Source organism: Novosphingobium sp. B 225 (assembly GCF_002198665.1).
Classification (GTDB): domain Bacteria; phylum Pseudomonadota; class Alphaproteobacteria; order Sphingomonadales; family Sphingomonadaceae; genus Novosphingobium.
Map to the genome: position 1 here is coordinate 59,864 of NZ_MWLM01000056.1, position 21,639 is coordinate 81,502.

Sequence of the window (21,639 nt, forward strand, 5' to 3'; positions counted from 1 at the left end):
CGCCAATGCATCCTAGATTGGCAGCAACAGACAGGAGATACCCATGGCCACCAAAGCCGTAACCGATGACAGTTTCGCCGCCGACGTGCTCGCTTCCGACAAGCCCGTGCTGGTCGATTTCTGGGCCGACTGGTGCGGCCCGTGCAAGATGATCGCTCCCGCGCTGGAAGAAATCAGCGAGGAACTGGCGGCGCAGGTTTCGATCGTGAAGGTCGACATCATGGAAAACACCGACATTTCCGCGAAGTACGGCGTGCAGTCGATCCCGCTGATGGTGCTGTTCAAGAACGGCGAGCCAGTTGCGCAGAAACTGGGCGCTGCGCCCAAGAGCCAGCTCAAGGGCTGGCTGGAAAGTGTGCTGTAAGCTATTGAAAAGCCCTCTCCCCATGGGGGGGAGGGCCCACGAGAGGGGAGTGCGCGCCCTCGCCCCTCTCAACTCCGGCTAGCGAGCAAACTCGCAAGCCTTCGTATCTCTCCCCTGAAGGAGAGAGAGCATTGGCGTCTCACATTCCCACCATCCGCCCAGCCAGTTCATCCCAAAGCGCCGGGCTGGCCGCGCCAATCAGGCTGGGCCGCAAATGTTCATCGACGCGGTAGGGTGAACCGTCCGGCCGTGCAACTTTGCCTCCGGCCTCGTTCACAAACAGTACCCCGGCGGCGTGATCCCAGGCCAGGGTGCGTTCGAAAATCGTGATGTCATTCTCGCCCAGCACGATCCGGGGATACTGTTCCGCTGCGCAGCGCGGAATATCGACCAGGGTATAGTGCGGGGCGATATGGGTTTTGAGTGCGGCGCGCCGCGCTGGATCGGCAAACACCAGTGAGATTGCGGCGATCGGCGGAGCTTCTCCGCTAGGGCGCGCGGAGATGCGATCCCCGTTGATCCACGCGCCTTGTCCGCGCTCTGCCGCGCAGAACCGCTGGTGCAGCGGATCATAGATCCACCCGCCAATCGTTTCGCCCCGTTCCGCCAGCGCGATCAGAATTCCGAATGGCGGCTTGCCATTGGCGAAATTGTTGGTCCCGTCGAGCGGGTCGATAATCCAGCACAGCGCATCGCCCAGCCGGTCCAGCACCGTCGGATCGGCGTGCGCGGCTTCCTCACCCACTATCGCTGCTTCCGGCAGCAGTTGAGCGAGCAGGTCGGACAGGATCTGCTCGCTTTCATGATCCGCCACGGTCACCGCGTCGTCCGCCGCTTTCGCAACGATCTGGTCACTGGTCAGCGACTGGTAATGCGGCAGGATCGCGCGCTCCGCTGCCTCGCGCATGATTGCTTCGACCGCAGTGGTAAGGCTCATGAGCGGTAGTCTGCGTTGATCGAGATGTAGCCGTGGGTCAGATCGCAGGTCCATACCGTCGCGCGGCCTTCGCCCAGGCCCAGATCGACCTCGATAGAAATGTCCTGCCCCTTGAGGTGCGCGGCGACCGGGGTTTCGTCATAATCGGCCAGCGGCTGGCCTTCGCGCGCGGCCCAGGTGCCGCCGAAGCCGATTGATAGCTTGTCGCGGTCCGCCGGTTCGCCCGCCTTGCCCACTGCCATCACCACGCGGCCCCAGTTGGCGTCCTCACCGGCAATCGCGGTTTTGACCAGCGGTGAGTTGGCGATGGAGAGGCCGACCCGCCGCGCGCTGTCATCACTGACTGCGCCGGTCACGCTGACCGCGATGAATTTTTGTGCCCCTTCGCCATCGCGCACAACCAGATGGGCCAACTGGCGGCACACGTCCTCCAGCGCGGCGGCAAAAGCATCCACGCCAGGGCAGCCCTCACAGTTGATCTGCTGGTTGCCCGCCGCGCCGGTGGCAAAGGCCAGCACGGTGTCGCTGGTGGAGGTGTCGCTATCGACCGTGATGCAGCTGAAGGTGCGCTGGTTGGCGGCGCTCAGCAGTTCCTGCAAATAGGCGGGGGCGATTGCGACGTCGGTAAAAATGTAGCCCAGCATTGTCGCCATGTCTGGCGCGATCATCCCGCTGCCCTTGATGATCGCGGCCAGTGTTACGGTCCGGCCATCGACTACTGCCTGCGCCATCGCGCCCTTGGCAAAGGTATCGGTGGTGCCGATGGTGTTGGCCGCATCTTCCCAGCTGCACGGCTCGGCCAGCAAAGCCGCTTCGATCCCTGCGCGTGCCTTGTCCTTGGGCAGGGGCACACCGATCACGCCGGTGGAGGAGACGAACACCTGATCTTGCGGGCAGCCCAGATGGCCTGCGACTTGCGCCATGATAGCTTCAACTGCTTCACGCCCGCGATAGCCAGTAAAGGCGTTGGAATTGCCGGCATTGACTACCAGCGCCCGGGCGCGGCCTTGTTGGACTCCGATCCGGCCCAGCTCAACCTCGGACGAGCAGCACACATTGCGGGTGAACACCCCCGCAACCGCTGTGCCTTCTGCCAATTCGACATAGGTCAGGTCACAGCGGCCCCAATCCTTGTACCCGGCGCGCGCCACGCGCGGGGTAACGCCCGCAATTGCAGGCAGGGCGGGGAAGGGNGACAAGCCGGATTAGGGGCGGGCGAGGGGGGACACGGTTTCGCTCATGCCCCGCCCCTAATCCGGCTTGTCGCGCTTGGCTAGTTCGCCAGTTTGATCAATGCGGTGGGCGCGACGGTCGTGCGCGGGGTGACTTTCCATTCCAGCTTCTTGCCAGTGGTCACCGTGATCGGGCCTTCATCGGTATTGTTGGCCAGAATTTCCGCATCGGTCGTGAACGTGAATGTTCCTTCCATCTGCGGCAGGACCGGCTTCTCATCCTTGCCCTCGCCGTCCTTGCCAGCCTTGTCCATTGCGGCGCCCATGGCCGCGAGCTGGGCGAAATTGCTCATTCCTCCACCGGTGCTGGACGGGCCAAAACCGGTCGCGTCGATCCGCATCGAGCCATCGGCACGGCGCACCAGCGTTACGAAGGAATTGGCCATCGGAAAGCGTTCAATCGTGGGGAAGTTAAAATCATGGTCGAGCCGACCGCTAATCGCGAAATCGACCTGATACAGCCCATCGCCCTTGTAAATCACGCTCTTCCATCCGGCCTGACGGCTCAGCCGGTCGGCAAATTCCTGGGCGGCTTTGGGATCGGTCGGATCAAGTCCGCCGAACATCGCCTTAGCCATTTCGCCGTCGCGCTTGTCTTTATCAGACTTGCGGTTTTGCTCGGTGTCCCAATCTGCTTTCTGCTGATCCAGTTCGTCCTTGGTGCATTTGCGTTCGTCCATCGAATCGTCCTTGTAACAGGTCGATGGTTCGAACACCGGCGGCTCTTTGTTTCGGTCACCCAGTTCGGCGAGCTTCGACAGGCCCAGCATGTAGATTTCGCCCGTATAGCTGAAGCTGAACCGCCCATCCTTGCGCACATCCAGACTGGAGCTGAACTTGCCCGGAGAAATCAGGCAGGCCGCCAGCAGCATGCTTAGCCCCAGCGCGGTTGCGGCGGCAAACAGGCGGCGCGGATTGAAGTGGGCGGTCATGGGCATGTTCCTTTCGGAAAGTCAGGCACGAGTGGCGATGGCGTAAAGCGCGATCGCGGCGGCGTTTGACACATTCAGACTTTCGATCGCGCTGGAGATTGGCAGGCGCGCGAGCGCATCGCAATGCTGCATCACGTTGTGGCGCATACCTTCACCTTCGGCGCCCAGTACCAGGGCAATCGGCCCAGCTGGCAGTGCTTCGCCCAAGGTAGCGCTGCCTTCGCCGTCCAAGCCGATTCGCCAGTAACCGGCCTCGGCCACTTCATCGAGTGCGCGGGCGAGGTTGACCACGCGAACCCAAGGCACCACTTCCAGCGCGCCCGATGCGCTTTTGGCCAAAGTGCCCGATTCGGGCGGGGCGTGGCGGTCCTGGGTCAGGATCGCGCAGGCGTTAAAGGCGGCGGCACTGCGCAGAATTGCGCCGACATTGTGCGGATCGGTAACCTGATCGAGGATCACCAGCGGCCGTGCCGGATCACCATCGAGCACGTCTTCAAGGAAGATATCCTCCAGCCCGGCACATTCGAGCACCAGTCCCTGGTGCGGGGCATCCCGCGCGACCAACCGGGCCAGGTCCACGCCCTGGGCATATTCGACCGGGAAGTTGGCAGGCAGTTCACCGTCGAGCGATTCGATCCCTTCGCGCGTGGCCCACAACTTGCGGTGCTGACGGTCCGGGTTCTTGAGCGCGGCCTCAACCGCGTGGCGGCCCCATAACCGGACCATGCCTGTGCTGGCCCGGCCCGAACCGCGCCCGCCCTGCATCCGTCCGGCACGGCCCCGCAGGGCGCGGCTGGGCTTGGCATCGGTGCGGCGGTTCATGGCTGGAAATCCTGTTGCATTACGTCTCCCTGCCAGTGCCGGGCGCTGCAAGCAAGGGGAGGCAAGGCCTGGAAAAGCAGGGCCTGGAACCACGGGGCGGGGAAAGGGGAGCAGGCTGGGTGGTGGACAGGGGTGGATTCGAACCACCGTACGCTCTCGCGGGCAGATTTACAGTCTGCTGCCATTAACCACTCGGCCACCTGTCCACACCAGCTTGCCGGCGTTCGGGTTGCCCCGAAAGTTTGGCCCCCGAGGGGACCCTCCGGCCGAGGGAAGCGCGCTCTTGGCGAAGCTGGACGACGCTGTCAATGGGCGAATGGCTTGTCCTATCCGTATTGGCCCTCTAGGACAGCGCGCCATGAGCGAAATCATCCCCGTCATCTCGGCCACCGGGCTGTTCACCCCGCCCGAATCAGTTTCCAACGCGGAACTGGTCGAAAGCTTCAACGCCTATGTTGACCTGTTCAACGCGCGCCATGCCGCAGAAATCGCAGCGGGGAGCGTGCAGGAACTCGCGCCCAGTTCGGTCGAATTCATCGAAAAGGCCAGCGGGATCAAATCGCGGTTCGTGATGGCCAAGGGGCCGGTGCTCGATCCCGAGACGATGGCCCCACGTTGGCGCGAACGAACCAACGACGAACTTTCGGTGCTGGCAGAGATGGGGGTCAAGGCGGCTCAGGATGCCCTGGCGGCGGCCGGGCGTGATGCCAGGGACGTCGATGCCGTGCTGTGTGCGTGCTCGAATCTGGAACGCCCATATCCGGCGATCGCGATCGAAATTCAGAACGCACTGGGGATCGAAGGCTTTGGATTTGACATGAATGTCGCCTGCTCCAGCGCGACTTTCGGGATCCAGACTGCGGCCGATTACATCCGCGCGGGCAACGCCCGGTCGGTGCTGGTGGTCAGCCCGGAAATCTGCACCGGCCACAACAATATGAAGAATCGCGATAGCCACTTCATTTTCGGCGATGTCGCCACCGCCGTGCTGGTCGAAGCCAAGGATGTGGCCCCGGCGCAGCATTGGGAAATCGTCGGGACCAAGCTCAAGACGGTATTCTCAAACAACATTCGCAACAATTTTGGCTTCCTCAACTGCGCCTCACCCGAAGGTATCGGCGCGCCGGACAAGCTGTTCGTCCAGGAAGGGCGCAAGGTGTTCAAGGAAGTGGTGCCGATGGTCGCGGCGATGATCGTCGAGGAATCGGACCGGCTGGGGATCGAAGCGGCGGCGCTGCGGCGACTGTGGCTGCATCAGGCCAACCAGGGGATGAACCGCCTGATTTCGCAGCGGGTCCTGGGGCATGAGGCGAACGAGGATGAGAGCCCGACCGTGCTCGATACCTATGGTAACACCTCGTCCGCCGGGTCGATCATTGCATTTCACAAGCACAATACCGACCTTGGCGCAGGCGACCTCGGCGTGATCTGCTCGTTCGGAGCAGGCTATTCGGCCGGCACGGTCTTTGTGCGCAAGGCGGCCTGAACCATGGCGAATGAAATTCTCGACAATCGCGGGCGAGGCGAAGCGACGTGGCATTTTCCGGCGTTTCATCCCGAAAGTCACAAGTTCGCCGCGGCTGCCGCAATTCTCAGCGGGCTGTGCGCGTTCTTCGCCTGGGAAACGCTGGCATGGCCGCTGCTGGCGCTGGTGCCCTGCATCCTGGCCTTTTTTCGCGATCCCAAGCGCGTCACACCGCAAGGCGACAAATACATCGTTTCACCGGCAGACGGGCTGATCACACTGATCCAGCAGGTCGAGCCACCGCGCGAACTGGTACTGGATGACGGCAGCGGGCAGCCGGGGCTCAATCCCGGGCTGGTGACGCGGCTGTCGATCTTCATGTCGGTGTTTGATGTCCACATCAACCGCGCCCCGATCGGCGGAACGGTGCGGCGGGTGGTTTATATCCCCGGCAAGTTCATGAACGCAGACCTCGACAAGGCGAGCGAGGAAAATGAACGTCAACATATCCTAATCGAGCGCGGCGACGGTGCGAAGATTGGTTTTACCCAGATCGCGGGGCTGGTCGCACGGCGGATCGTGCCTTTCGTCAAACCGGGCGACCTGCTCGCCGCCGGGCAACGGGTTGGGCTGATCCGCTTTGGCAGTCGGGTCGACGTCTATCTGCCTGCCGGAACCGAGCCCAAAGTGCTGATGGGGCAAAGGGTCATTGCGGGTGAAACAGTACTGGCCGAGTTGGGCGAGGCTTTGCTGATCGAAGGGATCAGCCAGTGAACGAACCCACACCCCGCAGCTTGCCGCGCGGGCTGACCCTGCGGGCAATGGTGCCCAATGCGATTACCGCGGCGGCTTTGTGCATGGGTCTCACTGGCATTCGGTTCGCAATCATGGGTGATTTCGAAAAGTCGATTCAAGCCGTGATCGTTGCCGGGATGCTCGATGGCATCGATGGGCGGATCGCACGGCTGCTGAAAGCGCAGTCGAAATTCGGGGCCGAGCTGGACAGTTTGGCAGACAATGTCTCGTTCGGGGTAGCGCCTGCACTGATCCTGTTCATGTGGTCATTGCAGGATTTGCCCCGGATCGGATGGTTTGCCGCGCTGGCTTTTGCCGTTTGCATGGCGCTGCGACTGGCGCGCTTCAATGCCCGGATTGAACTGCCGGATGAACCGCGCAAGGCGGCGGGTTTCCTCACTGGCGTGCCCGCTCCGGTTGGGGCGGGGCTGGCATTCTTACCGATCTACCTGTGGCTGGAAACCGGTCAGACGTTGTTCCGCGCGCCGCTGGTGGTCGGAATCTGGCTGGTTATCGTTGCCTTCCTGCTGATTTCCGCAGTGCCGACGCTAAGCTGGGGCAAGCTGCGTCCGCGCAAGCATGTCCGGCTGGAAGTGATCGCCTTTTTCGGACTGATCGGCGCTGCCCTGCTGACCGAACCGTGGTGGACCCTGATCGGGATCAGCGTGGTCTATCTGGCGATGCTGCCGGTGGCGTGGATGATGTACGCCCGGGTCAGGCGGCAGCGCGCCGACCGTCCGCTCCCAGCGCCCGATGCTGCCTGAGCGGCAGTTTTACTACGTTGACGCGGCTGACATAGCGCAGTTCGCGCACCGTAAAACGTAGCTCCCGCGAATCCGGACACTGCGCCAGATCAAGGCGCAGCTGACGGATTGCGGGCAGGGCATTGCGCAGGGTCAGCGCGATCGATGCGCAGGCCAGCAGACCGACCGTTGCGAAAGGGAGTAGCTGTGCGATCATGCCCGTGATCCTTCGTGTGCAAGACCCTGTGGAAGGGCTTGTGGATAAGTTCCGGTTGGGGTAGGGAAGTTCCTGTTCCGTTCCGATAGGGCATGTGTTCTCTATTTGTTCCATCGCGTCAAGCGGAATTTTCATGGACCGATTGTTTTTTCGTGATCCGCCTCCGCAGCGCCGCAATTTCGCGCTGGATTTTCCCATCGATCCGGGTTAGGGGCGCGCCGCCCGTGGGGGAATTCCTCCGCCGCAGGCAAATCCACATGGGAAGCACCCACACCGGTTCCGCAGCGGAATGTACCGCACGGTTCCCGCTTTCCAGAGGCAGAAAACCGGAAAGGAATTACCTATGGCGGCTCCCGTCGTCACCATGCAGCAATTGATCGAGGCCGGCGCACACTTCGGCCACCAGACCCACCGCTGGAACCCGCGGATGAAGCCGTACATCTTCGGCGCCCGCAATGGCATCCACATCCTTGACCTGTCGCAGACCGTGCCGTTGATGGCGCGTGCGCTCGATTTCGTAGCTGCGACTGTGCAGCGTGGCGGCAAGGTTCTGTTCGTCGGCACCAAGCGTCAAGCGCAGGAACCGATCGCCCAGGCCGCGCGCCAGTGCGGTCAGCACTTCGTCAACCACCGCTGGCTGGGCGGCATGCTCACCAACTGGAAAACCATCTCGGGCTCGATCAAGCGGCTCAAGTCGATGGAAGAAATGCTTTCGGGCGACACCTCGGGCTTCACCAAGAAGGAAGTCCTGCAGATGACCCGCGAACGCGACAAGCTTGAGCTGTCGCTGGGCGGCATCCGCGACATGGGCGGCATTCCGGACGTGATGTTCGTGATTGACGCCAACAAGGAAGAACTGGCGATCAAGGAAGCCAACGTGCTGGGTATCCCGGTTGTTGCGATCCTCGATTCGAACGTTTCGCCCGATGGCATCGCGTTCCCGATCCCCGCGAACGATGACGCCAGCCGCGCAATTCGCCTCTACTGCGAAGCCGTGGCCGCTGCTTCGACCAAGGGTCATCGCGAAGGCGTGGTTGATTCGGGCGTCGATGTCGGCGCGCTGGAAGAAGCTCCGGTTGAAGAAGCTGTGGTTGTGGTTGAAGAAGCCGCTCCCGCCGAGGAACCCGCGACCGAGGCCTGAAGCCCCGTCGCGTCATGAAATTGTCGCGCGCCGGGTCCATGGGCCCGGCGCTGCACTCATTACCAAAGAAGGACCACAGCAATGGCCTATACCGCCACTGACGTGAAAAACCTGCGCGAACGCACCGGCGCGGGCATGATGGATTGCAAGAAGGCGCTGGACGAAAGCGGCGGCGATTTCGAAGCCGCGGTTGACGCACTGCGCGCCAAGGGTCTTGCGGCCGTTGCCAAGAAGAGCAGCCGGACCGCAGCCGAAGGCCTGGTTGGCGTGGCCGTTGCCGGCACTAAGGGCGTTGCGGTTGAAGTGAATTCGGAAACCGATTTCGTCGCCAAGAACGAGCAGTTCCAGGACTTTGTGCGCAAGACCACCGACGTCGCGCTGAACGCGGCTTCGGACGATGTTGATGCGCTCAAGGCTTCGGCCTATCCGGGAGGCGGCACCGTCGCCGATACCCTGACCGCCAATGTCGCGACCATCGGTGAAAACCAGCAGGTGCGCCGCATGAAGACCGTTTCGGTCAGCAACGGCGTGGTCGTGCCCTACATGCACAACGCCGCCGCGCCGATGCTCGGCAAGATCGGCGTGCTGGTTGCGCTCGAAAGCGAAGGCGACAAGGCCGCTCTGGAAGCCCTGGGCAAGCAGATCGCGATGCACATCGCTGCTGCCTTCCCGATGGCGCTCTCGGCTGACGATCTCGACCCCGAAGTGCTGGAGCGTGAACGCAAGATCGCGCTGGAAAAGGCCACCGAGGAAGCCAGCAAGAGCGGCAAGGAAATCCCGGCCGACATCCTCGCCAAGCGCGCCGATGGCGCTGCGGCGAAGTTCGCCAAGGACAACGCCCTGCTCAGCCAGGTGTTCGTGATGGACAACAAGACCCCGATCGCCCAGGTCGTCGCCAATGCGGCCAAGGAAGCGGGTTCGGCCATCGTCCTCAAGGACTATGTCCGCTTCCAGCTCGGCGAAGGCATCGAGAAGGAAGTCAGCGACTTCGCGGCAGAAGTCGCGGCGGCTGCCGGGCTGGGCTGAATCCTGGCAACAGTTTGAAATTCGAAGGGCGCGAACCGAGAGGTTCGCGCCCTTCTTCGTTCCTAGCGCGGCATTTTGTTCGGTTCTACCGTGACCAGCCAGATGTCGGGTCGCACGCCGAAGCGGAATGGCAGCACACTTGTGCCAAGCCCGGCAGTGACGAACAGTGTTCGACCATTCTCATCGATCCGGCCGCAGGCATAACGCTTGCCATAGCGCGACATGGCAGCCGGCGGGCCGATCAAGGGCAGGCTGATCTGGCCGCAATGAGTGTGCCCGGCGAGCATCAGCGGCACCTCCGCCGGCAGGTCGGGGAAAGGGTCCGGGCTGTGGCTGATCACCACGGGCGCACCGCCGACCCGGCGAATATTTGCCATCATCGCCGGGATATCCGCATGATGGGTAAAGTCATCGTCCAGTCCGCCGATGGCCAGCGGACCGACCCGCACAGCTGTGTTGTCGAGCACGGTCACACCCGATGCGATAAGTTCGCTCCGTGCCTCGGCGGCGTTGCGCCAGTGATCATGGTTGCCCAGAACTGCGTAAGTGCCAAGGCGCGGAGTCAGCCCCGCCAGAGGGGTGATCGCGTCGTGCAGGCTGTAGTACCGCGTCGCGAGCCGCCGATCACTGACCAGATCACCCGCAATCAACACCAGGTCTGGTTGCAGTGCGTTGATCTGGGCCACGATCCGCGCGATCCGCGCTGGCGGCATGTCTGGCCCCGCAACGTGGAGGTCCGACATCACCAACAGCCGCAAGGAAGCGCTGGATTGCGGCATTCCGCGCAGAATCACCCGCGCTTCACGCAATTGCGGATCCGCCATCGTGTCACGCCAAGCCTTGGTCACGCAAAACACCAGTAAGATCGCCAAGGCCAGCGCGATCCGCCTCGTCCACTTGCGCCAGCCATGATCCGCCATTTTCCCGCATGCCTCCCTTTACGCACTGGCCCGGACAGGGCTAAGGACCTCGGCCACACCAGAGTATTTCATTGGATGCCTCCGTTGCCATGAGCAAGCCCACTTACAAACGCATTCTCCTCAAGCTTTCCGGCGAAGTGCTGATGGGCCAGCAGCAGTTCGGGATCGATCCCGAATTCGTGGCCGAACTGGCCAAGGAAGTGAAAGCGGCCAAGGAAACCGGGCTGGAAATCTGCCTGGTGATCGGCGGCGGCAATATCTTTCGCGGGATGGCCGGGGCGGCCAAGGGGATGGACCGGGCGCAGGCCGATTATATGGGCATGCTCGCCACGGTGATGAACGCGCTCGCCATGCAGAACGCGCTGGAGCAGCTTGGCGTCCACACCCGCGTGCAAAGTGCGGTGGAGATGGACAAGGTGTGCGAACCCGTCATCCGTCGGCGCGCCGAACGCCACCTGGAAAAGGGCCGCGTGGTGATCTTCGCGGCCGGGGTCGGCGCACCGTACTTCACCACCGACAGCGGGGCGGCCCTTCGCGCGGCGGAGATGCAGTGCGATGCGCTGCTGAAGGGAACCTCGGTAGACGGAGTCTATGACAGCGATCCCAAGACCAACCCCGATGCAAAGCGTTTTGATACCGTCGATTACGACACGGTGCTCGCCCAGAACCTCAAGGTGATGGACGCTTCTGCCGTGGCGCTGTGCCGCGATAATGAAATTCCGATCGTCGTCTTCTCGATCCGCGAAAAGGGCAACCTGGCCAAGGTGCTGCGCGGCGAGGGAACGCAAACCCTAGTGAAGAAGGGCTGAACCCATGGCCAAGTACGACAAGGCAGACCTCGAACGCCGGATGAAAGGTGCGGTAGAATCGCTCAAGAGCGATCTGGGCGGACTTCGCACCGGCCGCGCCAACACCGCGCTGCTCGATCCGATCATGGTTGAAGTCTATGGCAGCAAGATGCCGCTTAACCAGGTCGCGACCGTTTCTGCGCCTGAACCGCGCATGCTGTCGGTGCAGGTGTGGGACAAGTCGAACGTGACCCCGGTGGAAAAGGCGATCCGCTCGGCCGGGCTGGGGCTCAACCCGATCAATGATGGCAACAACATCCGCCTGCCGATCCCCGACCTGACCGAGGAACGCCGCAAGGAACTGGCCAAGCTGGCCCACGGCTATGCCGAAAAGGCCCGGATCGCGATCCGCAACGTCCGCCGCGACGGGATCGATAATCTCAAGGCGGATGAGACCAAAAAGGAAATCTCGGAAGACGATCGCAAGCGCGGCGAAACCGAGGTGCAGAAGCTGACCGATGAGATCATAAAGGAAGCCGATGCCGTTGCCGCGCAGAAGGAACAGGAAATTCTGGGCAAGTGATGCCCGGACTTTCCCGTCCCGTTCGTGTCGAGCGAAGTCGAGGCACGGTGAGCGCGTGTCTCGACTTCGCTCGACACGAACGGCGGTTGGGGTCTGTGCGATGAATGCCGGTCAAACCCACGGCGCGCGCCATGTTGCGATCATCATGGATGGCAACGGGCGCTGGGCGAAAAAGCGCCACTTGCCGCATGCGGTGGGCCACCAGCGCGGCGTGGAGGCGGTGCGCACCATCAGCCGCGCAGCGCGGGCGATGGGGCTTGAGGCGTTGACGCTCTACGCTTTCAGCACCGAGAACTGGCGGCGGCCAGAGGATGAGGTTTCGGCGCTGATGGGGCTGCTCAAACGCTTCATCCAGAGCGATCTTGATGAATTCGTGCGCGACAATGTGAAGCTCAAGATCATCGGCGAATGGCGCGCGCTGGCCCCCGATATTGTCGCGCTGATCGATGATGCGCTGGCGAAGACGGCGGCGAACACCGGCTGCACACTGGTGGTGGCGCTCAATTACGGCGCGCAGGACGAAATTGCCCGTGCAGCGGCCAAGGCGGCGGAAAAGGGGGCGATCACGCCCGCTGCAATCGAGGCCGAACTCGACACTGCGGACTTGCCCCCGCTCGACCTGCTGATCCGCACCTCGGGCGAAGTGCGGCTGTCGAACTTCTTGCTGTGGCAGGCTGCCTATGCGGAAATGTGGTTCACCGACGTGCTGTGGCCCGATTTCAAGCCGGAGCATTTGCAGGCGGCACTGGCGCATTTCGGCCAGCGGGAGCGGCGTTATGGCGGGCGGTGAATCGGCAAAGATCCTCCCCTTCTGGGGGAGGTGCCCGGCAGGGGCGGAGGGGGGCGTAACGCCTTCAGCCGCGATAGCGGCTGGCACGCTGCCGCGTGACTTCTTGTCGGCCCCCCTCCACCGCCTGCGGCGGTCCCCCTCCCCCGTGGGGGGAGGATTTTTGCGATGACAGAACCCAAAAAGTCCGACCTCGGCGTCCGCGCCGCCTCTGCCGTGGTGATGGTGGCCNGCTGGGTGTGGCTGGTGTTCGTCGGCCTGATCGGGTTTGGCGTATTATGGGAATGGAATGCACTGGCCGGAAAGCTAACCTCTGCATTTCTTGGTCGATTGCTGTGGGCGCTGGCTGGGGCGCTCTACGTTGGCTTGGGCGTATTTGTCCTCGGCAAGGGACGGTTGGTCTATCATGGTTTTGAGCGCACCTTGCTGGTGATCCTGTGGGTGATCGCGATCGATGTCGGTGCCTATTTCGCAGGGCGCACCTTTGGCGGACCAAAGATCGCACCGTCGATCAGTCCGTCGAAGACCTGGTCTGGCCTCGCAGGTGGAGCGCTGGGCGCAACACTGGTGACCTTGGTCTATTCGCAAATGCGGATATGCGAAACGCTCTACAATCCCGAATTGGTGGATTGCTTGCAGAGCCTTTTGCCTGACATCTGGTACAGCCTGAAGATCGGCATTCCGTTGGCGATGATCGCCCAATCCGGCGATTTCTTCGAAAGCTGGATGAAACGCCGCGCGGGTGTGAAGGATTCCGGCAATCTGATCCCCGGCCATGGCGGACTGTTTGACCGGGTCGATGGCCTGCTGGCAGTGTGTTTCGTGCTGGGCTTGTTTTCGCTGCTTAGCTTCGTCTGGCCGCAATGACCCGCACCATTTCCATCCTCGGTGTCCGCGCCGCCTCTGCCGTGGTGATGGTGGCCGTTGCCGGCACCGCGCTGTGGCTCGGCGGCTGGGTGTGGACCGCGTTTGTCGCTGCCGTGGCGCTGGGGGTGCTGTGGGAGTGGGGTCGGTTAGCTTTCACTTTCGAAAAAGGTCCGTCTGCGCAGGCAATGTGGCTACTTAGCGGGATCGTCTATGTGGCATTGGCAGCTAGCGCGATGATCCAAGCGCGGCAGGACGGCATTCTCTTTCCCATGACTGTATTCCTGCTGGTCAGCATGGTCGATGTAGGCGCCTATACGTTCGGTCGCCTCATCGGCGGGCCAAAAATTGCTCCTTCGATTAGCCCATCTAAGACCTGGGCGGGCTTGGGTGGCGGCGTGTTTGGTGCCTTTTTGGTGATGCTGGTTGCCTTTGTCTGGAGTGCCAAGGATCCTTGGACCATGCCCAATTTGACTGGGGCGCTGGTGCTCGCGGTATTGGTAGCAATCCTTGCTCAAGCGGGCGACTTCTTCGAAAGCTGGATGAAACGCCGTGCTGGCGTGAAAGACTCTGGCAAGCTCATCCCCGGTCACGGAGGACTGTTCGATCGGCTTGACGGCCACCTCGCGGTTTTTGCGATCCTTGGTGTGGTGCATCTCTATGACTTGCTAACCTATGTGCCGCACCGCGCGCCGATAGTGTATTGAACGTGCGCACCATTTCCATCCTCGGCGCAACCGGTTCGGTCGGCGCGTCCACGCTGGACCTGATCCGGCGGGAGCGGGCCAAGTGGCGCGTCATGGCTTTGACCGCCAATTGCAATGCTGCCGAACTGGCGCGGCTGGCGCGTGAATTTGGGGCGGAACTGGCAGTCGTGGCGGATGAGGCGTGCCTGCCTGAATTGCGCGCGGCGTTGTCTGGCAGCGGGATCGAGGCGGCGGGCGGCGCGGCGGCTTTGGTAGAGGCGGCGGCGCGCGGGGCGGATCTGACGCTGGCGGCGATTGTCGGTTGTGCGGGGCTGGCTCCGACGATGGCGGCAATCGAATGCGGCAAGACCGTTGCGCTGGCCAACAAGGAAGCGCTGGTCTCTGCGGGCGAAGTGATGACCGCCGCGGTCGCGCGTAGCGGGGCAACCCTGCTGCCGGTGGACAGCGAACACAACGCGATTTTCCAATGCCTTGCTGGCAACAGTTACGACCACGTCCGCAGCATCACCCTGACCGCGAGCGGCGGGCCGTTTCGCGACTGGTCGCCGGAACAGCTCGCCCAGGCGACACCGGCGCTGGCGGTCAAGCATCCCAATTGGGACATGGGCGCCAAGATCAGCGTCGATAGCGCCACGATGTTCAACAAAGGCCTCGAACTAATCGAGGCACACCACCTGTTCCCGGTCGGGCTTGATAAGCTGCGGATCATTGTCCACCCGCAATCGGTGATCCATTCGATGGTTGAATACCGCGATGGCTCAACTTTGGCGCAGCTCGGCCCGTCGGACATGCGGGTGCCAATTGCCTCGTGCCTGGCATATCCTGCGCGGATGGATACGCCCTGCGCGCCGCTTGATCTGGCCGCGCTGGGCGAGCTGACTTTTCGCGCACCGGATGAGCAACGCTTTCCCGCCACCGCGCTGTGCCGGGCGGCGGCGGAGGCGGGAGGGGCGGCCCCGGCGGTGCTCAATGCTGCCAACGAAGTGGCCGTGGCGGCGTTTCTGGCCGGTCAGATTGCATTCACCCGGATCGCGGTAATGGTCGAGCAGGTTTTGGCGCGCTATGCTCCGTCGGCACCCGCTTCGCTGGGTGATGTGATTGCGGTCGATGCAGCAGCGCGGCAGATCGCGCATGGTTTTCTGGAGTTGGCATAGCTTGATCACTTCCCCTTCGATCCTGATGACGATTGGCGCGTTCCTGTTGGTGCTGGGCCCCTTGGTGCTGCTGCATGAGCTGGGCCACTATCTGGTGGCGCGCTGGTTCGGCGTGCGCAGCGATGTGTTTGCGATCGGGTTCGGCAAGGAAGTGGCCGGCTGGACCGACAAGCGCGGCACCCGCTGGAAACTGGGGATGCTGCCGCTGGGTGGCTATGTGCAGTTCTCGGGCGATGCCAATGGCGCTTCGGTTCCCGATCCGGCGCTGGCCGATGCTTCGGCAGAGCAGCTCAAGGGCACGTTTCAGGGCGCTCCGATGTGGCAGCGCGCACTGATCGTGCTGGCCGGGCCGCTGACCAACCTGCTGGCCGCCGTGGCGGTGTTTGCGGTGTTCAATATGAGTTACGGGGTGCCGACCTCGGCCCCGGTGGTTGATCAATTCGCACCCAATTCTGCCGCGCAGGCCGCAGGCATGCAGGTGGGGGACCGGATCGTGGCCATCGATGGGGACCGGATCGAAGCGTTCGAGGACGTGGTCAGCCACGTGATTCTCTATCCCGGTCACCGCCTGTCGATCATGGTCGAGCGGGCCGGGCGGCAAGTGCCGATTGCCGTGACAATTCCGGTAGTGACCAGCACCGATCGGTTCGGCAACAAGATCGAACGCGGGCAGATTGGCGTATCGGCGCGGCTCAGCTTTGAACCGGTGGGGCCGGTGCGCGCGGTGGTGCAGGGCTGGGATCAGTCAATCGGCGTGATGAAATTCATGGTTGCCGGATTGCGTCAGATCATTGTTGGTGAACGGTCGGTCCGGGAACTGGGTGGACCGATCAAGATCGCCAAATATTCGGGCGAAAGCCTGGCCATGGGCTGGCCCGCTTTCGTATCCTTCGCTGCGCTGATTTCAATTAATTTGGCATTCATCAACCTCCTGCCAATCCCGGGCTTGGACGGTGGGCACCTGGCGATCTATGCTGCGGAAACCATCCGTCGCAAGCCGCTGGATGCCCGCAGTCAGGAATGGGCGTTCCGCACGGGTCTGGCCTTGGTGCTGGCGCTGATGCTGTTCGTCACGCTGAACGACATCGCCTCGCTCCCGATCTTTGGGAGATAGGCAGGAAATTGGAACATAACTGCGGGCGATAGGGCCATCCTTGCTTGATGAATTTGACAGCATCGGGCAGAGGGCCTCTTCATGTCTGCAGTGCGCTTTCGGCCCCGCACGGGGGTGGGCGGCAGGCGCAATGCAAAAACTGACGGGAACCACCGTGCCGAACATTGAAACTTCCAAGGACTGCACTGCGTCCATCCGCTATGCCATGGCACTGCTGGGGACGACGATCCTGGCCGGTGTGCCCAGCCTGGCGCTGGCGCAAACCGCGCCTGCGGCTCCGGCTGCTCCGGCGGCTGAGCCTGCTCCGGCTCCGGTTGGCGATACGATCCAGTCGATCACCGTCACCGGCGCACAGCGGCTTGAGCCGGATACGATCCGGTCCTACATCAAGATGCGGATCGGCCAGACCTATACCCAGGTGGTCGGCGACATGGCGCTGAAGGACCTGTTCGCGACCGAGCTGTTTTCCGACGTGCAGGTTTCCAACAACCAGGGTGCGGTGACCATCACGGTAAAGGAAAATCCGGTGATCAACCGGATCATCCTGGAAGGGAACAAGCGGCTGAAGGAGGAAAAGATCCTCCCGGAAATCAAGCTCGCCCCGCGCCAGATTTTCACCCGCTCCAAGGTGCGCGCCGACGTGGCGCGGATCATCGAGCTCTACAAGCGCCAAGGCCGCTTCGCCGCTGAGGTTGAGCCCAAAATGGTGCTGCTCGATCAGAACCGCGTCGACATCGTGTTCGAAGTGCAGGAAGGACCCAAGAGCAAGGTCCGCAAGATCAACATCATCGGCAACGAACATTTCGGCGATGGCGAACTGCGCGGCGAAATGGTGACCAAGCAGACCGGGCTGACCAAGGTTTTCTCCAGCGGCACCAGCTATGACCCGGACCGCATGGCGTTTGACCAACAGAAACTGCGCCAGTTCTATCTGACCAAGGGCTATGCCGATTTCCGGATCGTTTCGGCGGTGGCCGAACTGACGCCCGACAAGAAGGACTTCATCCTGACCTACGTGGTCGAGGAAGGGCTGCGCTACAAATTTGGCGACGTGAAGGTTGAAAGCCAGCTGCGCGATTTCGACGGGGACCGCCTGGCGGCCCAGCTGCCGATGAAGAAGGATGACTGGTACAACGCCAAGCTGGTGGAAGACACCATTGACCGGCTGAATGAAACGGCCGGCACGTTTGGTTATGCCTTTGCCGATGTGCGCCCCAACTATGATCGCAACAAGGACGATCTCAGCATGGGGATCACCTTCCAGATCGCAGAAGCGCCGCGCGTTTATGTCGAACGGATCGACGTCAACGGTAACACCCTGACCCAGGACAAGGTGGTGCGCCGCGAATTCCGTCTGGCCGAAGGCGATGCGTTCAACTCGCTGCAGGTCAAGCGGTCGACCAACCGGATCAACTCGCTGGGCTATTTCCAGGAAAAGTTCGAGGTTGAGCAGCGCCAGGGATCGGCGGCAGACCGGATCATTCTGGAAGCCAATGTCGAGGAAAAGCCGACCGGCGAACTGCAGCTGTCGGCGGGCTATTCCAGCCTTGAAAAGCTGATCTTCCAGGGGTCGATCCAGCAGCGCAACTTCCGCGGGCGCGGGCAGACCGTGGGGCTGTCGCTGTCCTACTCGCAATATTCGAAGAGCGCGGAAGTCAGCTTTACCGAACCCTATCTGTTCGATCGCAACGTTTCGCTGGGGGTCAACCTGTACCGCCGCGATTACAACAGCTTCAACTACCTCAATTCCAGCCGCAACACGACCTACAAGCAGTCGACCACCGGCATGCAGGTGCGCGCGGGTATTCCGCTGACCGAATTCATGTCGGCAGTGGGCAGCTACACGCTCAACTATGATGACGTCTCGCTCGACAAGACGCAGTTCTTCTCGGACCGCGTGACGCCGGGGGTGCTGGAATGTGATCCGTTGCAGGCGGGGCGCTATCTGTGCGAAGCGATCGGAAAACGCACCAGCTCGATTCTGGGCCTTTCGCTGATTTACGATTCGCTCGACAACCGGGTCCGCCCCACGCGTGGACGCGCGGTTTCGGTTTCGGCGGAATTCGCCGGGCTTGGCGGTTCGGTCAAATATGGCCGTGTTCGGCTAAATGCGGCGCAATACTATCCTGTCGGCAAGGGCTTTATCTTCTCGTTGCGCGGTGAGGCGGGGGCGATCAAGGCAATCGGCAATAACAATGCCTTGCCTGGGGCGGATCCGGTTCGCCTGACTGATCGTTTCTATCTAGGCGAACCTGACATGCGCGGGTTTGATATTCGCGGCGTCGGCCCGCGGATTTTGCGAAAGCCCTTCGATACAGTCACTGGCAAGTTTATCGAAGACCGTAATCAATGGATCGACGATGCTTTGGGAGGGCGTTACTATTACCTCGCCCACATGGAGCTTGAAATACCACTGGGCTCAGGTGCGAAGGAAATGGGACTCAGACCTTCGGTCTTCCTTGACGCCGGTTCAGTCTGGAGCATCAAGACGCCACAGATTTTGTCTTTGACATTCCCATACACGGTGACTTGCAACGGTGCCAGTAAAGCTGGGTTTGCAACGAGTGCGGACGGCATCCCGACTTTGCCTGCTACATGCACTGGGACGAATGATGCGGTACTTAAAGGTATCCCGTTTCAGGAATTTTATTCCGGCAATTCGCCGCAGCCGCGCATTTCCGTGGGTGTGGGGGTCAACTGGAACTCACCCTTTGGCCCCTTCCGGATCGACTTTGCCAAGGTGCTGCTCAAGCGCCCTGGGGATGACACCAAGAGCTTTACTTTCAACGTAGGAACCCAATTCTGATGAACACTCTTCGCAAGGCCGCGCTGCTCGCGGGCATGACCGCGCTGTCCCTGGCCGCTCCGGCCCTGGCGGCCAAGGACAAGGACAAGGACAAGAACGCCGCCCCGGCTGCCGGTGCCGCCGCGGCCCCTGCCACGGGCGTGATCGTTCAGGGGATCGGCGTGGCCAGCCTTGATGCTGCAATCCAGATGAGCGATGCCTTCCGCGTCGCCTCGCAGCAGCGCCCCGTTACCTACAAGGCCGCCTATGATTCGGCCGAAGCCAAGGGCAATGCGCTTCAGGCTCAGCTCAAGCCGCTGGTCGACAAGTTCAACACTGATCGCCAGAATCCCAAAACCACCCAGGCCATGCTGCAGCAGCAGGCAGTGACCATCCAGACGCTGCAGGAACGCGGCAAGCAGGATATCCAGCAGGCACTGCTGCCGGTGGCGCTTTCGGAAAAGTATGTGACCGAACAGATCGAGGAAAAGCTTGATCAGGCGGTGCAGGCTGCCATGTCGAAGAAGCAGGTGACGCTGCTGCTTCAGCCTGAAGCGGTTATGGCGCGTTCGAACGCCTATGAACTGACCCCGGCGATCGTGGCCGAACTCAACGCGCTGATCCCCGCTGCGCAGCTGGTCCCGCCGACCGGCTGGGAACCGCGCGAAGTGCGTGAAGCCAAGGCTCAGCAAGCCGCGCAGCGCGCCGCCGCGCAAGGTCAGCCGGCTCCGGCCGCCGGGGCCCCGGCTGCGGGCACACCCGCTGCACCTGCTCCGCGTCCGACCGTTCCGGCCGGCCCGCAGCCCGACGGGCGCTAAGCCAGAACCCGGGGGCAGGGATGAGCGAACAGCAAGACAACACCGGCGCGGCGGACAAGACCGCGCCGGTCTATGATCATCGCGCCATCCTGGCGGCCCTGCCGCATCGCTATCCGATGCTGCTGGTCGACCGGGTGATCGAACTGGGCGAAGAGCAGATTCACGCCGTCAAGGCGGTCAGCTTTAACGAGCAGTTCTTCCAGGGCCACTTTCCGGGCCGTCCGATCATGCCGGGCGTGCTGCAGATCGAAGCCCTGGCCCAGGCCGCCGGAATCCTCGCGGTTGAAAGCCTCGGCCTCGCGGGGAGCGGCAAGCTGGTCTATTTCATGGCGATCGAGGAAGCCAAATTCCGCGCGCCGGTGGAACCTGGCGTGCTGCTCAACCTCGAAGCCGGCTTCGTGCAAAAGCGTTCGCGCGTGTGCAAGTTCTGGGGCAAGGCCAGCGTTGATGGCAAGGTGACCTGCGAAGTGCAGTTCACCGCGATGATCGCGGATAGTTGAGATAGAGCCCACCCCGCTGCGACTAAGCTCTTGCTAAGTCTCGCTCCCCTCCCGCAGGCGGGAGGGGTTGGGGGTTGGTTTTCCAACCTTGCATTCCCGCGCAACCCCCGCTATGCGCCGCGCTTCAATTTCAGGCCGGTCGGAACCGGTCATAGCGAAAGATGATACAATGAAGGCCGATACTCATCCCGATTACCACATGATCAAGGTGCAGATGACCGACGGCACCGTGTTCGAAACCCGCTCCACCTGGGGCAAGGAAGGCGACACGCTGGTGCTGGAAATCGACCCGACTTCGCACCCGGCGTGGACCGGCGGCACCCGCCAGCTTGACCAGGGCGGCCGCGTTGCCCAGTTCAACAAGCGCTTCGGTGGGCTTTCGCTCAAGAAGAGCTGATCGGCGCTTCAGCGTTGACCAAAAAAAGGGGCGGCTCCGATGGGGCCGCCCTTTTCTTTGTTGCTGGTGCCGGATCACATTTTCAGAAATTGCGGCCCAGCGCGTCTGCTTCGGAATAGGGCAGGGGGCGCAGGAATTCGACCCCACAGGCGCCATCGCGAATCCAGCGGACGATGGCCTGCACCGTCACTTCATCGCTCAGCCTGATGGCAATGAACCCGCCCATGCGCAGCCAGGCTGCATCGCTGATCAGGTTGCAGCCAAAAGCGGAAAAATCGTTGAGCCGCGCGGTGGTGCGATCCCCATGCGAACTGCGCACCACGACCAATCCGTGGGCCGGTCTGCGCGCGGCCTTGCGGGTCTGCGGGCGGGGGGATTCGGGCAGTTTGGCCTGGGTTTTCAGCTTGGCGGACACTACTGCAATTTCCTTGTCATGCAGGTTGTTACGCACTGAGTTAACAGGGGTTGGTTAATGAATTGACCGACAGCGGACGGGGATCGGCAAATTTTCCGCTTCCCATTCCGCGCCGCCTGTGCAAAGGCGCGCG

General features: G+C 62.2%; 23 protein-coding genes, 1 tRNA gene and 1 pseudogene. 17 read left to right on the top strand and 8 right to left on the bottom strand.

Features of this window, described 5'->3' with window-relative positions; translation table 11 throughout:
* Positions 1-43 precede the first annotated feature (43 nt).
* Positions 44-364, top strand: a complete 321-nt coding sequence (trxA, locus tag MNBBLIKP_RS10100; protein ID WP_088310071.1) for a thioredoxin — start codon at positions 44-46, stop codon at positions 362-364.
* Positions 365-503: 139 nt separating this feature from the next.
* On the opposite strand, the gene MNBBLIKP_RS10105 is transcribed toward trxA, so the two are convergent.
* From MNBBLIKP_RS10105 to MNBBLIKP_RS10125, 5 genes are all read right to left on the bottom strand, one after another.
* Entirely contained in the window at positions 504-1,301 is a 798-nt protein-coding gene (locus MNBBLIKP_RS10105; protein ID WP_088310073.1) for an inositol monophosphatase family protein, read from the bottom strand.
* A partial coding sequence (gene argJ / locus MNBBLIKP_RS10110) for a bifunctional glutamate N-acetyltransferase/amino-acid acetyltransferase ArgJ (RefSeq protein WP_254912999.1) occupies positions 1,298-2,494 on the bottom strand: 1,197 nt, incomplete at its 5' end. The genes MNBBLIKP_RS10105 and argJ, both read right to left, overlap by 4 nt.
* A gap of 80 nt (positions 2,495-2,574) precedes the next feature.
* Entirely contained in the window at positions 2,575-3,465 is an 891-nt protein-coding gene (locus MNBBLIKP_RS10115; RefSeq protein ID WP_088310077.1) for a hypothetical protein, read from the bottom strand.
* A 21-nt stretch (positions 3,466-3,486) separates the two neighbouring features.
* A complete protein-coding gene (locus MNBBLIKP_RS10120; RefSeq protein WP_088310079.1) occupies positions 3,487-4,287 on the bottom strand; it encodes a TrmH family RNA methyltransferase in 801 nt (266 codons plus the stop codon).
* Positions 4,288-4,407: 120 nt separating this feature from the next.
* A tRNA-Tyr gene (locus MNBBLIKP_RS10125) sits at positions 4,408-4,493 on the bottom strand.
* 152 nt (positions 4,494-4,645) lie between these two features.
* Here MNBBLIKP_RS10125 and MNBBLIKP_RS10130 point away from each other — a divergent pair.
* The 3 genes from MNBBLIKP_RS10130 to MNBBLIKP_RS10140 are packed head-to-tail and all read left to right on the top strand — an operon-like array spanning position 4,646 to position 7,311.
* Positions 4,646-5,773 carry a beta-ketoacyl-ACP synthase III gene (locus MNBBLIKP_RS10130; RefSeq protein WP_088310081.1) on the top strand — a complete coding sequence of 376 codons (1,128 nt, stop codon included), beginning with the start codon at positions 4,646-4,648 and terminating at the stop codon, positions 5,771-5,773.
* 3 nt (positions 5,774-5,776) lie between these two features.
* Positions 5,777-6,526, top strand: a complete 750-nt coding sequence (locus MNBBLIKP_RS10135) for a phosphatidylserine decarboxylase (protein WP_088310083.1) — start codon at positions 5,777-5,779, stop codon at positions 6,524-6,526.
* A 47-nt stretch (positions 6,527-6,573) separates the two neighbouring features.
* Positions 6,574-7,311 (top strand): CDP-alcohol phosphatidyltransferase family protein, encoded by a 738-nt coding sequence (locus MNBBLIKP_RS10140; RefSeq protein WP_088310148.1) that lies wholly within the window; start codon positions 6,574-6,576, stop codon positions 7,309-7,311.
* Here the strand turns inward: MNBBLIKP_RS10140 and MNBBLIKP_RS17775 are convergent.
* Entirely contained in the window at positions 7,262-7,507 is a 246-nt protein-coding gene (locus MNBBLIKP_RS17775) for a hypothetical protein (RefSeq protein ID WP_140420577.1), read from the bottom strand. The genes MNBBLIKP_RS10140 and MNBBLIKP_RS17775 overlap by 50 nt on opposite strands.
* Before the next feature lie 343 nt (positions 7,508-7,850).
* Between MNBBLIKP_RS17775 and rpsB the strand changes: the two genes are divergently transcribed.
* Together rpsB and tsf are read left to right on the top strand one after the other, a co-directional pair.
* Positions 7,851-8,648 carry a 30S ribosomal protein S2 gene (gene rpsB, locus MNBBLIKP_RS10145; RefSeq protein ID WP_088310085.1) on the top strand — a complete coding sequence of 266 codons (798 nt, stop codon included), beginning with the start codon at positions 7,851-7,853 and terminating at the stop codon, positions 8,646-8,648.
* Positions 8,649-8,729: 81 nt separating this feature from the next.
* Positions 8,730-9,674: a translation elongation factor Ts gene (tsf, locus tag MNBBLIKP_RS10150; protein WP_088310087.1), complete on the top strand. Its 945-nt coding sequence runs from the start codon at positions 8,730-8,732 to the stop codon at positions 9,672-9,674.
* A gap of 62 nt (positions 9,675-9,736) precedes the next feature.
* Here tsf and MNBBLIKP_RS10155 read toward each other — a convergent pair whose 3' ends face one another.
* A complete protein-coding gene (locus MNBBLIKP_RS10155) occupies positions 9,737-10,594 on the bottom strand; it encodes a metallophosphoesterase (RefSeq protein ID WP_088310089.1) in 858 nt (285 codons plus the stop codon).
* Positions 10,595-10,683: 89 nt separating this feature from the next.
* Between MNBBLIKP_RS10155 and pyrH the strand changes: the two genes are divergently transcribed.
* The 11 genes and pseudogenes from pyrH to rpmE all read left to right on the top strand — a co-directional run bounded on the left by pyrH (position 10,684) and on the right by rpmE (position 21,091).
* Positions 10,684-11,403, top strand: a complete 720-nt coding sequence (pyrH, locus tag MNBBLIKP_RS10160) for a UMP kinase (RefSeq protein ID WP_088310091.1) — start codon at positions 10,684-10,686, stop codon at positions 11,401-11,403.
* A 4-nt stretch (positions 11,404-11,407) separates the two neighbouring features.
* A complete protein-coding gene (gene frr / locus MNBBLIKP_RS10165) occupies positions 11,408-11,965 on the top strand; it encodes a ribosome recycling factor (RefSeq protein WP_088310093.1) in 558 nt (185 codons plus the stop codon).
* Positions 11,966-12,065: 100 nt separating this feature from the next.
* On the top strand, positions 12,066-12,755 hold the full coding sequence (uppS, locus tag MNBBLIKP_RS10170; RefSeq protein ID WP_088310095.1) for a polyprenyl diphosphate synthase: 690 nt from the start codon (positions 12,066-12,068) through the stop codon (positions 12,753-12,755).
* Between the two features lie 229 nt (positions 12,756-12,984).
* Positions 12,985-13,619, top strand: a pseudogene (locus tag MNBBLIKP_RS10175) (phosphatidate cytidylyltransferase); the annotation flags it as partial.
* Positions 13,616-14,323, top strand: coding sequence for a phosphatidate cytidylyltransferase (locus MNBBLIKP_RS10180; RefSeq protein ID WP_088310099.1), 708 nt, complete (start codon positions 13,616-13,618; stop codon positions 14,321-14,323). The pseudogene MNBBLIKP_RS10175 and the gene MNBBLIKP_RS10180, both read left to right, overlap by 4 nt.
* Before the next feature lie 2 nt (positions 14,324-14,325).
* Complete coding sequence (locus tag MNBBLIKP_RS10185) at positions 14,326-15,477, top strand: 1-deoxy-D-xylulose-5-phosphate reductoisomerase (RefSeq protein ID WP_088310101.1); 1,152 nt, start codon at positions 14,326-14,328, stop codon at positions 15,475-15,477.
* A gap of 1 nt (position 15,478) precedes the next feature.
* Positions 15,479-16,591 (top strand): RIP metalloprotease RseP, encoded by a 1,113-nt coding sequence (rseP, locus tag MNBBLIKP_RS10190; protein ID WP_369678915.1) that lies wholly within the window; start codon positions 15,479-15,481, stop codon positions 16,589-16,591.
* Positions 16,592-16,796: 205 nt separating this feature from the next.
* Positions 16,797-19,397, top strand: a complete 2,601-nt coding sequence (gene bamA / locus MNBBLIKP_RS10195) for an outer membrane protein assembly factor BamA (protein WP_254913002.1) — start codon at positions 16,797-16,799, stop codon at positions 19,395-19,397.
* Positions 19,397-20,194 (top strand): OmpH family outer membrane protein, encoded by a 798-nt coding sequence (locus MNBBLIKP_RS10200; RefSeq protein WP_088310106.1) that lies wholly within the window; start codon positions 19,397-19,399, stop codon positions 20,192-20,194. Before bamA ends, MNBBLIKP_RS10200 begins: the two co-directional genes overlap by 1 nt.
* A 20-nt stretch (positions 20,195-20,214) precedes the next feature.
* A complete protein-coding gene (gene fabZ / locus MNBBLIKP_RS10205; RefSeq protein WP_088310108.1) occupies positions 20,215-20,694 on the top strand; it encodes a 3-hydroxyacyl-ACP dehydratase FabZ in 480 nt (159 codons plus the stop codon).
* Positions 20,695-20,863: 169 nt separating this feature from the next.
* Complete coding sequence (gene rpmE, locus MNBBLIKP_RS10210) at positions 20,864-21,091, top strand: 50S ribosomal protein L31 (RefSeq protein WP_088310152.1); 228 nt, start codon at positions 20,864-20,866, stop codon at positions 21,089-21,091.
* Positions 21,092-21,173: 82 nt separating this feature from the next.
* Here the strand turns inward: rpmE and MNBBLIKP_RS10215 are convergent, their stop codons facing one another.
* On the bottom strand, positions 21,174-21,542 hold the full coding sequence (locus tag MNBBLIKP_RS10215) for a PilZ domain-containing protein (protein ID WP_088310110.1): 369 nt from the start codon (positions 21,540-21,542) through the stop codon (positions 21,174-21,176).
* Between the last annotated feature and the right edge of the window lie 97 nt (positions 21,543-21,639).